The organism is Novosphingobium sp. KCTC 2891, from assembly GCF_025938155.1.
Taxonomy (GTDB): Bacteria; Pseudomonadota; Alphaproteobacteria; order Sphingomonadales; family Sphingomonadaceae; genus Novosphingobium.
In genome coordinates this window covers 14379-26102 of record NZ_JAPCZG010000021.1, presented here as the reverse complement: position 1 = coordinate 26102, position 11724 = coordinate 14379, and the positions used below count along the sequence as shown (strand labels likewise).

Genomic DNA, 11724 nt, shown 5'->3' with positions numbered 1-11724 from the left:
CAAGGCCCAGGCCGCAGCCGACTGGATGCATGCCCAGCAGCCTCAGGCCGAGGAGATGGCGGCGTGAAACAGGTTCGCAAAAATGGCGCTGGAATTCACATTAGCGCTGGACTGTCAGGATATATCGCTTCGCTCTGCCAGGCCACCCTCTGCGCCGAATACGGCCTCCCCAACGAACTCCACGACAGCCACGCCTCATACATCCACCACTGGATGAAGATCCTGCGCGGCGACAAGACCGCGATCCTCCACGCGGCGGCCAAGGCCGAGCAGGCGGTGAAGTGGCTGCGCCAGTTCGATCCGGCGCTCGGTTCGACCCTGCCGGACGAACTCAAGGAGGCGGCCTGACGGCGGCCGGGAAGCCGGGGCACGGGGGCCTCTCGCAGAGCGAGCGGGAAGGGGAGGGGGTGGGAGCCCGGTGCGCCAGGGGGCGCAAAGGGAGACCTCACCGATGAACTATGACCTCGACTTCCGCTACCGCCGTGCCCTCCAGCCCGACGCGCTCGCGACCATTGCCACCGCCACCCAGGCCGTGGTCGATGCGATGCAGGATGCGCGCAACGCCGGGATTGACCCGGCCCGCGATCCTGCGACCATCCTGCTCGCGCGTCATGTTGGCCGCATCGCGCTCGGCCACGCGCCGGATGAGACCTTCGCAGAAGACCTGCCGCTGCGCCGGCAGTGCCTCGCCAAGATCGATGAGCTGAAATCCAAGCCCGCGCTCGTCGCGCTGGCCCGCCGCGGCATCGGTTACGATCCCGAAGCCAAGCGCGCCTTCCACCGCGAAGCGCGTTCGGCGCTGCGGGTGGCGGCGCGCCATCTCGGTCTCGAGCCCGACCAGTTCGACCTGCGCAGCAACTTTGCGGGGCCTGCGGTCTCGGGCGAGATCACGCTTCACGGCGACGAAATCTACGTTCAGGTCTCGATCCCCTGCGTTCGTCCGGGCCGCGAGGTCATGTTCCGCCGCTGCAAGGGCCGCCAGGACTATCTCGGGATGAGCAATCACTTCTGCGACATCGCGGTCCTCGCCGCACCGCAGAGTTTCCGCGCGCTCGTCGTCCGCGAGACCGGCCTTTCCATCAATCCGCGCCAGCAGGCGCTCGTCTAGGAGAACCACCATGGGATGGTTGTTCATGTCCCGCGGCGGCATGGCCCCGTTTGCCACGCCGAAGGCCTATCTCGACAACCAGTGCACCTATCCGCCCGACCCTGAGAAGGGCCGGGCGACGGGCCTGCGTGTCCTCAAGTCGACCGTCCGTTCGGGCGCCTACTACGCCGCCTGCCAGAGCTATGACCTCGAAGGCCCGTGCGAGACATTCGCGATCATCTGCCTCGTCAAATGGAACCCCGGCGCGCGCAGCGGCGAAGAGTTCGGTTACAAGGACATGAGCGAAACGATGGGTCCGTATAGCTACGACTGCCCGGCCTCGATCCTCGATCTGCTCGGGCCACCCGGCAACGAATACGCCGCGCAGTGGCGCGAACATTGCCGCCAACGCCTCGCTCTGACCACGCGGCGCAAGCCGGCACCGGGCGACATGCTGGTGCTGGCCGAGCCGCTGACCTTCACCGACGGGCAGAGCGAGCGCAGCTTCCGCGTGGTCCAGTCGGGCCGCAAGACCACCCTGCGCCGGGTCAGCGACGGGGTAGGGGTGAAGATCAGCAAGCTGATGAGCCGGGCCTGGACGATCGTGCCGCCGCCTGCAGCTCCGTCAACCTCGTGACCCGGCACCCAAGCGAGTAGCGCCATGACTGACCCCGCACCGCCTCAGCGCTCGTCAAAACGGGCGCGCCTGTGCAGCATCGAGAACGCCAACCGGATCGCCACCCGGGTCGCCGAACACGTCCAGGGCGACACTGCCGTGGTCAAGACCGGCAATCCTCTGCAGCCGTTCCGCGTGGTGCTGGCGAGCAGGGCAACGCCCGGGCGCACCGTCTCACGGGTCGTCACCTGCAATGACGATGACCCGGATGATCAGTAAGGGTCTGGTCCGCGCTCGACGAACCACGATTGCCCAAGCTCGAAATCCGGGCTGGCCGAGACCACCGGTCCATCGGGCGCTTCGCTGACATAGGGTGAAACGAGATCCTTGCGCCGCACCCGCAGTCGGCTGAGCCAGGCGGCGGTTCGGCCTCGCGCCTTGAGGATCGTCAGTAGCCAATCCATCGCCTCGGCCATTTCGACCACGCCGCGCCCGGCCAGGCAGTAATAGATCGCCCGCTGGAAGTCGTCGCACTGTGTGCTGAGGATTCCGGCGAGCTTCGCCCGTCCGCCGGGGGCGTTCTCGTGCACCAGCGACACTGCCTCGCGCAGTTCCCGGACCGACAGATAGGCGTCGTCCACGCCGACCCCGATGCACAGCGCCGCGATCGCCCGGCGCACCGGCGGCAGGTTCTCGTCGCACGACGCATCGCGCAGGCCGATGTCGAGATCGAAATGGTCGAGGTGGGTCGGAGCAGGCATGGCGAGATCCTTTCCGAAAGAACGTAGCGTGAACGCTCAGACCCCGTCAACAGGACAACGGAGGGGAGGGGGCACTCGGCGGGGGATCAATCTTGAAAGGAAGAACCATGACCACGCTTGCACAATCCACGCCGGTCACTGCCGACCACACTACCGAGATCGCCCGTCTCAACGACGCCGCCCGCGTAGGCTCACTGCCAACCTCGCGCACCGTGTTCACCCGGGCGCTGGCTGACATTCTTGCCGGCGACGCCGAGGACCTCGGCGCCCGCCAAGCCAGTCTGATGACGGGCCAGGCGGCGCTGCGCAGGCTCATCAACGAGACCCCGATCAAGCCGGGGAACGACCCTCACGGCGAGCGCGACTTCGGCGCGGTCGAGTTTCAGGGGCACAAGATCTTCTGGAAGATCGATGTCTACGCCAACGACGGGACGTTCTCCTGGGGGTCCGAAACACCGTGGGACGCGCAGCAAAGCTTCCGCGTGGTCACGGTCATGCTGGCGAGCGACTGGTGAGCCGATGAGTCGGTATTCTTTGAAGCCGCTGCCTCAGCATTCGGACATTTTCGAGGTAGCCGTTGGGTGGGATCCGGGGCTCGGTACGTTTTTCGTGATGGTGTTCGGCGTTGCAGATGCTGGCCGCGATCCAGAAGTGCGATACTGGCAAGGGGGACAGCCGAACCAGATAGCCACGGTACAGGAACTCCTGGCTGCGGCCGCGCCGTACGCCGAGCTTTCGACGGAGCTAGCTAGGCGGCTTGCGGAGGACCAGCGCGCTCCCAACAGGATCCCTTCTCGGCGGCTGAGCCGGTTTATTTCGAAGTTGCTCGAAGCGAGAGAACGCTAGCCGACAGGCAATGCAAATGCGTGAACTGACTTCGCGACGGCGGAATTGGATTTGGATGACCTCTTGTCCATTATGTTTCTGAGGCAAGTCAGTGCATTGGCATATTGTGCTTAGCGCGCTAGCTTGCCCCCAGCGGGACAATGTATTCCGTCTGGCGATGGCGCTGTGACAAGAGCGGGGGCCCGTGGAATTAGGTTCATTAAAGAAACTGCTTCAAGAGCACCTGGGCGATGGACTCGTTCTTGTAGTCGGCTCCGGACTGTCTTGCGCAGAGGGCGTGCCCGGCATGGGTGCGCTCGGGCACCATCTTGTGACCCACATACCGGCAAGTCTGTCTCCGGAAGACACGACGCTTTGGGAAGACATCTACCCCTTAATCGAATCCGAAGGCTTGGAAGCCGCGCTGCTGAAGCATGCTCCAACACCATCGCTTGAAGCTGCCATCGTACAGAGCACTGGCGACTTCATCGCAGCGTCCGAGGCGAACATTATCGCAGAAGTCTTCAACAACACGAGGACGCTTCGCCTCACCAAGCTCATTCCTCATCTGCTGAAGCCAGGCACCGGCATTCCAATTGTGACAACGAACTATGATCGTCTCGCGGAGCTTGCCTGCGAGGAAGCCGGACTTGGCGTCGATACCATGTTTTGCGGCCATTTCGCTGCTCGGCTTGATCCCGAGGAGAGCTACTGGAGCTTTTGTCGGCACGTGCAATTGGTCCGCAAGAGCGTGCGATATAAATTCGCCCCAAAAGCCAATGTGTTTAAACCCCACGGCAGTCTGGACTGGTACCATCGCGAGGGTAATCCTGTTCGCTACGCAGGCACATTGCCCTTGCCGCGACTGATCATCACGCCCGGGTTGAACAAGTTTCGCAGTGGTTATGAGAGCCCGTTCGACAAGCATCGCGAAAAAGGGAACGATGCCATCGACAAGGCGCACCGCTTCCTCATCATCGGCTACGGCTTCAACGATGATCACCTTGAAACCCACCTCACGCCGCGCATCAAATCAGGCGTGAAAACCGTAATCTTGACATATGCGCTTTCCCCCAAAGCGCGGGAATTGGCGATCGAAAACAAGAATGTAATTGCGGCAGAATTCAACCAGGAAATTAGCATCAAAGGAACCCGCTTCATAATTGAAGGAGCGGAGATATTCTACCCAGGTATCGACTACTGGGACCTCGACGGATTTGTGAAGGGAGTTCTATCGACATGACCGGCCCGGCGCTTGCGTTTACGGATAATGATCAGATCGGCCGGGTGGCTGGTGTCGACACCAGTCGGGTGGCCATCGATGTCACCAATTCCGAAATGCTAACTCGCGTGGGGATTGGTCAACTCATAGCCATCAAAGGTACGACACAGGCGGAATTTCTGATCGGAATGACTGACCGCGTCACACGGTCACTCAGGGAAGAGTTGCCTGATCCTGACGGGGGCGACTTCGCCGCTCTAACCGTCTCACCCGCCGATCACATGCAGGCATTCGTCATTGGCACATACCGAACTGTCGATGGTGACAAGACTGACACCTTCAAGCGTGGCGCAGACAGTTTTCCGCAGATCGATCGAGATTGTTTCGTCATCGAAGGCAGCAACCTTCAGCGGTTCATGGGCATCTTAGGTGCAGGCTTCTCCGACGATGAACGCTTGAAGCTTGGAACATTTGTCGCCGATCGGAGCGCTGAAGCGATCGCGAGCGGCGATCGCTTCTTTCAGCGCCACGCTGCAATCCTCGGTAGCACTGGCTCAGGTAAAAGCTGGGCGGTTGCACTCATCCTCGAACGGGCCGCCAAGCTAAAGTACCCTAATATTGTCGTTTTCGACATGCATGGGGAATACGAGCCGCTTGCAGACAAGAGTAAAGGCGGCTTCGCTCAGCGCTTCCGCATCGCCGGCCCTGGTGACCTCGCCGATCCCAAAGACGACGTGTTGTTCTTGCCTTATTGGCTGCTCAACCGTGACGAGATGCTGTCGATGATTTTGGATCGCAGCGACCAGAATGCCCCAAATCAGGCGTCTCGTTTCACTCTTCACGTACGCGATCTTAAGGGTGCAACTCTGGATGCGTCCGGGAAAGCCAAGGTCAAAGAGACCTTTACGGTCGATTCACCTATCCCCTATGCTGTCAAAGATCTGGTTGCACGCCTGAAGACGGACAACACCACAAAGGGTGTCGGTAAAACAGGGCCCGTCAAAGGAGAATGGGAAGACAAGCTCACCCGCTTCCTCTCCCGTCTGGAAGCGAAGCTCGATGATCGCCGGTACGGGTTTATGTTCTCGCCGCCCGATGAGGCGCTCGATTATGGATGGCTCGCGAAGCAGATCGTGAAACTGCTTCGGGCGGACTCCGGCAATGGCATCAAAATCATCGACTTTTCCGAGGTTCCCGCAGACGTCCTCCCAGTCGTTACCGGCACGCTTGCCCGCCTGCTATACGACGTCCAATTCTGGATGAATGCGGAATCGCGCACACCGATCACGCTGCTGTGCGACGAGGCACACCTCTATCTGCCGGTGAAGGACGATGCCGACGCCGTGCAGCGGCAGGCGTTGTGGTCTTTTGAGCGCATCGCCAAGGAAGGTCGAAAGTACGGATTCTCCTTGCTCGTGGTGAGCCAACGCCCTTCCGACGTCAGCCGAACAATCCTCTCCCAATGCAACAACTTCCTTGCCCTCAGGCTGACGAACGACAGCGATCAGAACGTCATCAAGCGGCTTATGCCGGATTCTCTCGTTGGTTTAACGGCAATGCTCCCGTTGCTCGATACAGGCGAAGCCCTTTTGCTCGGCGATGCAGTCTTACTCCCCACGCGGATCAAGCTCGATCAGCCGCAAGTAAAGCCGGACAGCGCTACACGAGACTTTTGGAAGGAATGGGGGATATTACAGCCCGACGAGAAGCTGCTTGAAGCGGCGGTGGAGTGCCTGCGCAGCCAAGCGAGGTCAAATTGATGCGTTCAGAAAGTGATATTTCCGGGATACCCGACGTCAGTGCAAGCGCACCTCAATCTGACTGCCATTCACACCTTTCCGCACGGTGAAGCCGTTGGGGACCGCCTGCTGAACCAATGGCACATGCGAAATCAGGCCCACGGCGCGACGCTCGCCCACGATATTCTGGAGTACCTGAAGAACCTGATCGAGCGTGCCGGCGTCGTTCTCGGTGTCGAGGCTGCCAAAGCCTTCATCGATGAAAATCGTATCCAGACTGATGGCCCCATTGGTCATCTCCACGATGTCAGAAAGTCCAAGAGCCAACGACAGGGCCGCAATGAATGTTTCGCCGCCCGATAGTGTTATGATCTCACGTGCCCGACCGTGTTGATTTCCGCTGAGAGTTGACCCGGGATTTTCATCGAGAAGTGACCCGGGTGGATATGGTGCCCCGCGGTGCGGGGATGGGTCAAGTGGTGGCTTTTTCCTTTCGCGTTTTGGGCGCTCCAGCGCTGGCCCTGAACCGGAAGCTGTCGTTGCCGGTTTCCAGGATGTGGCAATGGTGCGTGAGCCGATCGAGCAGCGCAGTGGTCATCTTGGCATCGCCGAACACCTCGGCCCATTCGCTGAAGCTGAGATTGGTGGTGATGACGACGCTGGTACGCTCGTAGAGTTTGCTCAGCAGATGGAACAGCAGCGCACCGCCTGAGGGGCTGAACGGCAGATATCCCAGCTCATCGAGGATGATGAGATCGAGGCGCAGCAGACGATCGGCAAGCTGGCCCGCCTTGTTCGCGGCCTTTTCCTGCTCGAGCGCATTGACCAGATCGACAGTGGCGAAGAACCGCACTTTTTTGCGGTGATGCTCAGCCGCCTGAACACCGAGCGCTGTTGCGATATGGCTCTTGCCGGTTCCCGGACCGCCGATCAGCACGACATTGTCGGCGCCGTCGATGAACTCGCCGCGGTGAAGCTGGCGGACCATGGCTTCGTTGACCTCGCTGGAAGCAAAGTCGAACCCTGCCAGGTCCTTGTAAGCGGGGAACCGGGCAGCCTTGATCTGGTAGGCGATCGACCGGACTTCCCGTTCGGCCATCTCGGCCTTGAGGAGCTGGGACACGATCGGCACGGCCGCGTCGAACGCGGGCGCGCCTTGCTCGATGAGATCGCTGACGGCCTGGGCCATGCCGTACATCTTGAGCGCCTTGAGCATGACCACCACGGCGGCACTGGCAGGATCATGACGCATGGCGCAGCCCTCCATCGCGAAGGGCATCGTAGCGTCCGACATTAGCGAGCGGTTCCTGTGCCAGGCGCAGCGCCTGCGGTGCATCAATCGGGGACGCCGGAGGAGCCTTGCCGTCGATCAGGCGATGCAGGACATTGAGGACATGGGTCTTGGTGGCAACGCCGCCCTCTAACGCTAGTTCGACCGCGCACAGCACGGCTTGCTCGTCATGCTGCAGCACGAGCGCCAGGATCTCGGCCATCTCCCTGTCTCCGCCAGGGCGGCGCAGGAGCTGGCTTTGAAGCTGCCGGAACGCATCGGGCATCTCGGCGAACGGTGCACCATTGCGCAAGGCTCCGGGCTTGCGCTGGATCACCGCCAGATAATGCCGCCAGTCATAGATCGTTCGCCCGCAGGTGTGATGGGATCGATCGATGATCCGGCTGTGCTCGCACAGGATCTGACCCTCGGCGGCGATCACGATCCGATCTGGATAAATCCGCAAGCTGACCGGGCGGTTGGCGAACGATGCCGGCACGCTGTAGCGCGTGCGTTCGAAGCTCACGAGACAGGTGGGTGATACCCGCTTGGTATGTTCGACGAAGCCGTCGAACGGCCGGCCTAGCGGCATCAGACTGGCCTCCTCGGCGGCTCGGACATCGGCGACGGTGCCAGGCTGCATGCCATGTTCGATCTGCGCCCATTGCGCGATGCACTGCGCTTCAAGCCAGGCGTTGAGCGCGTCGAGGTCGGGGAAGCTGGGCATGGGTTGCCACAGCCGCCGCCGGGCATCCTGGACGTTCTTCTCGACCTGTCCCTTCTCCCAACCCGAAGCCGGGTTGCAGAACTCGGGCTCGAACAGATAATGGCTCGCCATCGCCGCGAACCGTGCGTTGACCTGCCGGGCCTTGCCCGTACCGATCCGGTCGACCGCCGTGCGCATGTTGTCGAAGATCCCCCGCCGCGGCACGCCGCCCAGCACGCGGAACGCCTGGGTCAGCGCGTCGAACAGCATCTCGTGGGTCTGTAGCGGATAGGCCCGAACGGCGAAGGCAAGGCTGTGCGAGAGCTTGGTATGCGCCACTTGCAGCTTGGTCTGCCGGCCGCCCAGCATTGCCCAGTCCTCGCTCCAGTCGAACTGGAACGCTTCGCCTGCCGCAAACACCAGCGGTACGAACGTACCGCGCCCGCTGGTCTGCGCTTCGCGTTGCCGCTCGGCCTTCCACGCCCTGACGAAGGCCGACACACGGCCATACGATCCGGCGTAGCCCAGCACCATGAGGTCGGCGTGCATCTGCTTGGCCGTGCGCCGCTGTTTGCGCGACTTGGAGCCCTCGGCCCGCAGCCAACCCGACAGCTTCTCGGCAAATGGATCAAGCTTGCTCGGCCGCTCGGGAACCTTGAACTTGGGTTCAACTGTCCCGGCACGAAGGTACTTGCGGATCGTGTTGCGCGACAAACCTGTGCGTCGCTCGATCTCCCGGATCGGCATCTCATCACGAAAATGCCAGCGCCGGATAACGCTCAATAAAGCCATGTCGATCACTCCAGTGTCCCCCGACCAGGCAGCCAGGGGGAAGGTCAGAACATGGGTCACTTCTCAGTGGAAATTATGCGCCTCCCGGGTCAGCTCTCAGTGGAAATCAACAATCATAGAATGGGCGAGCGAAACTGATGGCAACCTGGCCCAGGCATTTTCCTTCCTTCGAACGGCAATCCGAGAGAGGAATGCTCGGCGGGCGGCGGCTGACGCTGTCCTAGAGTATCAACACCAACTCGAAGAAGCCGCCAGGAAAGCCTATCCTGACGAGACACGTGCACGCCTCTTTATCAGCTCATGGCGCGCTAAATGTGATAACCCTTCTGCTCTGCGTGCGATTCTCGACAAACTCCCCAGGTCCCGGAGGTGAATAGGGGCAAAGCTCTTCCCTGGTCAGGTGCCATCAAGTTTGACGCCTGATTGCTCCAGCCAGAACAGGTTCTCCGCCCGTCGCGTAATTTCTGAAAGCGTGTGTGGGTCACAATCCTGAAAGAGTATTTCGGCCAACGCCATGCGTTTATCGAACGAGACGCGTCCATGATTGAAGGACGGGTGCTTTACCAGGACGAACGCCATGCGTTCGATCGCCTTTGCGTTTTCCAAATTCTTTGAGATCTGGCCAGCACTGGCGCTTTCGCGGGCATTTTCGAGAATCGCCTCTACGGCGTCACCGAATTCGTCGTGCCAAGACGCGGTGGAGACCGCTGTATGGAGCACCCCATCAATCATGAAACTTGCGATCGTTGCACCAATTTGCCCGTCGCAGGCGGCAAACCTACGCTGAGTTGCCTTCAAATGATCAGGCGAGCGTTCGACACCAATGTCGTCAAGCTCATCCCGCGCAGCTTCGATCTCACCGGCAAGGTCGAAAACGCGCTCAACAAGGTAGATGATCCGCGGTGCATGGGTGCTGATCACTCTGAGCGCGTCTTCGGAACTCAAGATTACCGCCGGGCAGTATCCGTCGTCGCGTGTCTGAACTGTTGCTTCGACGAGAACGGATTGCGAAGCGAGAGCCGCATCTTTGATTGCAGATCCCAGTCTTGCAGCCTCATTTACCGCCATATTCAATTCCAATCCGCGTGTTTGATAACTTTGCGACTGACCGATCCTGCGAACCCCAGTTGCAGTCGTCAACCGCATCATGCCCGACGTTGGTCTTGATCTACCAAAGCATTTGCACTGGCTGCGCTGCAAGGAGTCCGGCTAGCGCTGAACCGTCCCCAAAAATGAAGAGTGGCGGGAAAGACCGCAAGCTTGAGCATCCAGGTGCCGTCTTCGCTTTCCGCAAGCACCGCGCATCACGGGACAGGCAACCTCCTGCGGGCAGTGCCCGCAGCTTCGGCCTGACGGCCGGGAGGGAAGGGGGGTGGGAAGAGAGTGATCGAACAAGGGGTTCGGTCGCAATCGATCCACCTAGGAGAACGTCCATGAACATCGGTGAAATCCGCAAGAACGCCAACGGCCAGCTGATCGGCTCTGTCGAAACGCTCACCATCACCCGTACCATCGGCCTGCGGCCGGTGACCTCGAGCAACCCGCGCGCGCCCCGCTACGAGATCGTCGCGCTCAACGACCAGCGCCGCTGGGTGATCGTCGGCGCGCTCTTCGAACTCTCCTCGAACTCGACCGGCGAGAGCTTCTACCAGGGCAAAATCGACGACCCGTCGATGGCGCAGCCGCTCTACATCGCCGCTTTCCCGCGCGAGGATGGCACGATGGCGGTGGCCTGGCAGCGTCCGCGCCGTCGTGACAACCGCCTCGGCACCGCCGAATACGGCGAGAGCGACATGTTCCCGGCTGACGATGCCGGCGGCGATCGCCGCGAGGAACAGGCCGGCGACGGGCGCAACGACGACGGTCTGGGCGACAGCACCGCGACCCCGCCCGCCAAGCGCGGCCGGGCGGGTGCCAAGGACGGCGCCGAACACGATGGCGCGCTGCCGCCGCTCGTCGACGCCTGATCGGCTTGTCCCAACTCCAACCGACGGGGACCCCAAGCGGGTCCCCGTCCCCGTGCAAGGCCGCGGATGAGCCCCCCGCGCGGCCTGAGGCGGAACGCCGGCACTGCCCCCCGCCCGGCGTTCCGCCTCTTCATTTGCATGGGGATATCCGGAGAACCAAAATGCTCACTGACAGTGAACGCTTCGCCTTCACCGCCCGGCGCCACCACGCCTTTGCCAGCACCGGCAATGCCTACGACGCGGTCCAGTGCGACGAGGCCATCCACACCGGCGACACGCTGGTCGTGCTTGCCGAGGAGGTGATCGGCGTCGCCATGACCTGGCCGTTCGCCGTGACGCAGGCGCATGGAAATCTCCATGCCCTGTCCGCGCCGCGCGAGGGTGAGACGCTCGCGGATCTCGCCCACTCGCTCCACGTCAGCGCGGCCGACTTCGAACACGCCGCCGAGATCGCCAGGCGTTTCGGATTTCCGCTCGACCCGCAGATCGAGGCGCTGCTGGCCGGCCCGGTAGGCTGAGCTGGCGCGCTTCAGAGCGGCAGGGCGGACTGTTCCGGTGACGGAGCACTGACCGGCGCATCGACCGCATCGGCGATCGCGCGCGCAAGTTCGAGCGCGGCATCCTCGCGAATACAGGAGCTTGGGGCCGTGATGCCGACCCGCGCCCAGCCCGGGGCGTCCAGGATCGCATGCGCGACAGCAGACGTATCGATTCGTTCCATACCGGCAAGAGAACATAG

Annotated in this window: 15 protein-coding genes; 9 read left to right on the top strand and 6 right to left on the bottom strand. The window is 61.7% G+C overall.

Annotated features, from left to right (window positions below; all coding sequences use genetic code 11):
* Nucleotides 1-63: 63 nt before the first annotated feature.
* The 4 genes from OLX02_RS19765 to OLX02_RS19750 all read left to right on the top strand — a co-directional run bounded on the left by OLX02_RS19765 (nt 64) and on the right by OLX02_RS19750 (nt 1982).
* Complete coding sequence (locus tag OLX02_RS19765) at nt 64-348, top strand: zincin-like metallopeptidase domain-containing protein (RefSeq protein ID WP_413630395.1); 285 nt, start codon at nt 64-66, stop codon at nt 346-348.
* A gap of 103 nt (nt 349-451) precedes the next feature.
* Nucleotides 452-1108 carry a hypothetical protein gene (locus tag OLX02_RS19760; protein ID WP_264425626.1) on the top strand — a complete coding sequence of 219 codons (657 nt, stop codon included), beginning with the start codon at nt 452-454 and terminating at the stop codon, nt 1106-1108.
* A 10-nt stretch (nt 1109-1118) separates the two neighbouring features.
* Nucleotides 1119-1724 (top strand): DUF6927 domain-containing protein, encoded by a 606-nt coding sequence (locus OLX02_RS19755; RefSeq protein ID WP_264425624.1) that lies wholly within the window; start codon nt 1119-1121, stop codon nt 1722-1724.
* 24 nt (nt 1725-1748) lie between these two features.
* Nucleotides 1749-1982, top strand: a complete 234-nt coding sequence (locus OLX02_RS19750) for a hypothetical protein (RefSeq protein ID WP_264425623.1) — start codon at nt 1749-1751, stop codon at nt 1980-1982.
* On the opposite strand, the gene OLX02_RS19745 is transcribed toward OLX02_RS19750, so the two are convergent.
* Nucleotides 1976-2464: a hypothetical protein gene (locus tag OLX02_RS19745; RefSeq protein WP_264425621.1), complete on the bottom strand. Its 489-nt coding sequence runs from the start codon at nt 2462-2464 to the stop codon at nt 1976-1978. The two genes, OLX02_RS19750 and OLX02_RS19745, sit on opposite strands and share 7 nt — an antisense overlap.
* Before the next feature lie 107 nt (nt 2465-2571).
* Here OLX02_RS19745 and OLX02_RS19740 point away from each other — a divergent pair, with 107 nt between their 5' ends.
* The 3 genes from OLX02_RS19740 to OLX02_RS19730 all read left to right on the top strand — a co-directional run bounded on the left by OLX02_RS19740 (nt 2572) and on the right by OLX02_RS19730 (nt 6271).
* Nucleotides 2572-2979, top strand: a complete 408-nt coding sequence (locus OLX02_RS19740; protein WP_264425619.1) for a DUF3768 domain-containing protein — start codon at nt 2572-2574, stop codon at nt 2977-2979.
* A gap of 515 nt (nt 2980-3494) precedes the next feature.
* Nucleotides 3495-4532 carry an SIR2 family protein gene (locus OLX02_RS19735; protein ID WP_264425617.1) on the top strand — a complete coding sequence of 346 codons (1038 nt, stop codon included), beginning with the start codon at nt 3495-3497 and terminating at the stop codon, nt 4530-4532.
* The gene (locus OLX02_RS19730) at nt 4529-6271 is read left to right on the top strand and encodes an ATP-binding protein (protein ID WP_264425615.1); all 1743 of its coding nucleotides are present in this window, start codon (nt 4529-4531) and stop codon (nt 6269-6271) included. The genes OLX02_RS19735 and OLX02_RS19730 overlap by 4 nt, the downstream gene beginning before the upstream one ends.
* A 36-nt stretch (nt 6272-6307) precedes the next feature.
* Here OLX02_RS19730 and OLX02_RS19725 read toward each other — a convergent pair whose 3' ends face one another.
* From OLX02_RS19725 to OLX02_RS19710, 4 genes are all read right to left on the bottom strand, one after another.
* Complete coding sequence (locus OLX02_RS19725) at nt 6308-6763, bottom strand: SbcC/MukB-like Walker B domain-containing protein (protein ID WP_264425634.1); 456 nt, start codon at nt 6761-6763, stop codon at nt 6308-6310.
* Entirely contained in the window at nt 6723-7502 is a 780-nt protein-coding gene (gene istB / locus OLX02_RS19720; protein ID WP_264425633.1) for an IS21-like element helper ATPase IstB, read from the bottom strand. The genes OLX02_RS19725 and istB overlap by 41 nt, the downstream gene beginning before the upstream one ends.
* Nucleotides 7492-9018 carry an IS21 family transposase gene (istA, locus tag OLX02_RS19715; protein ID WP_264425631.1) on the bottom strand — a complete coding sequence of 509 codons (1527 nt, stop codon included), beginning with the start codon at nt 9016-9018 and terminating at the stop codon, nt 7492-7494. The genes istB and istA overlap by 11 nt, the downstream gene beginning before the upstream one ends.
* A 396-nt stretch (nt 9019-9414) precedes the next feature.
* Complete coding sequence (locus OLX02_RS19710; RefSeq protein ID WP_264425613.1) at nt 9415-10167, bottom strand: hypothetical protein; 753 nt, start codon at nt 10165-10167, stop codon at nt 9415-9417.
* A gap of 284 nt (nt 10168-10451) precedes the next feature.
* On the opposite strand from OLX02_RS19710, the gene OLX02_RS19705 reads away from it, so the two are divergent.
* Together OLX02_RS19705 and OLX02_RS19700 are read left to right on the top strand one after the other, a co-directional pair.
* A complete protein-coding gene (locus OLX02_RS19705; protein ID WP_185685116.1) occupies nt 10452-10985 on the top strand; it encodes a DUF736 domain-containing protein in 534 nt (177 codons plus the stop codon).
* 161 nt (nt 10986-11146) lie between these two features.
* A complete protein-coding gene (locus tag OLX02_RS19700; protein ID WP_264425610.1) occupies nt 11147-11503 on the top strand; it encodes a hypothetical protein in 357 nt (118 codons plus the stop codon).
* Nucleotides 11504-11514: 11 nt separating this feature from the next.
* Here OLX02_RS19700 and OLX02_RS19695 read toward each other — a convergent pair whose 3' ends face one another.
* Complete coding sequence (locus OLX02_RS19695) at nt 11515-11706, bottom strand: DUF6771 family protein (RefSeq protein WP_264425608.1); 192 nt, start codon at nt 11704-11706, stop codon at nt 11515-11517.
* Nucleotides 11707-11724: the final 18 nt, after the last annotated feature.

Excerpts from the sequence above, each read along its gene's own strand:
- OLX02_RS19740 (WP_264425619.1), top strand. The coding sequence starts at position 2,572 with ATGACCACGCTTGCACAATCCACGCCGGTCACTGCCGACCACACTACC.
- istA (WP_264425631.1), bottom strand. The coding sequence starts at position 9,018 with ATGGCTTTATTGAGCGTTATCCGGCGCTGGCATTTTCGTGATGAGATG.
- OLX02_RS19730 (WP_264425615.1), top strand. The coding sequence starts at position 4,529 with ATGACCGGCCCGGCGCTTGCGTTTACGGATAATGATCAGATCGGCCGG.
- OLX02_RS19710 (WP_264425613.1), bottom strand. The coding sequence starts at position 10,167 with ATGATGCGGTTGACGACTGCAACTGGGGTTCGCAGGATCGGTCAGTCG.
- OLX02_RS19755 (WP_264425624.1), top strand. The coding sequence starts at position 1,119 with ATGGGATGGTTGTTCATGTCCCGCGGCGGCATGGCCCCGTTTGCCACG.
- istB (WP_264425633.1), bottom strand. The coding sequence starts at position 7,502 with ATGCGTCATGATCCTGCCAGTGCCGCCGTGGTGGTCATGCTCAAGGCG.
- OLX02_RS19750 (WP_264425623.1), top strand. The coding sequence starts at position 1,749 with ATGACTGACCCCGCACCGCCTCAGCGCTCGTCAAAACGGGCGCGCCTG.
- OLX02_RS19705 (WP_185685116.1), top strand. The coding sequence starts at position 10,452 with ATGAACATCGGTGAAATCCGCAAGAACGCCAACGGCCAGCTGATCGGC.
- OLX02_RS19745 (WP_264425621.1), bottom strand. The coding sequence starts at position 2,464 with ATGCCTGCTCCGACCCACCTCGACCATTTCGATCTCGACATCGGCCTG.
- OLX02_RS19760 (WP_264425626.1), top strand. The coding sequence starts at position 452 with ATGAACTATGACCTCGACTTCCGCTACCGCCGTGCCCTCCAGCCCGAC.
- OLX02_RS19695 (WP_264425608.1), bottom strand. The coding sequence starts at position 11,706 with ATGGAACGAATCGATACGTCTGCTGTCGCGCATGCGATCCTGGACGCC.
- OLX02_RS19700 (WP_264425610.1), top strand. The coding sequence starts at position 11,147 with ATGCTCACTGACAGTGAACGCTTCGCCTTCACCGCCCGGCGCCACCAC.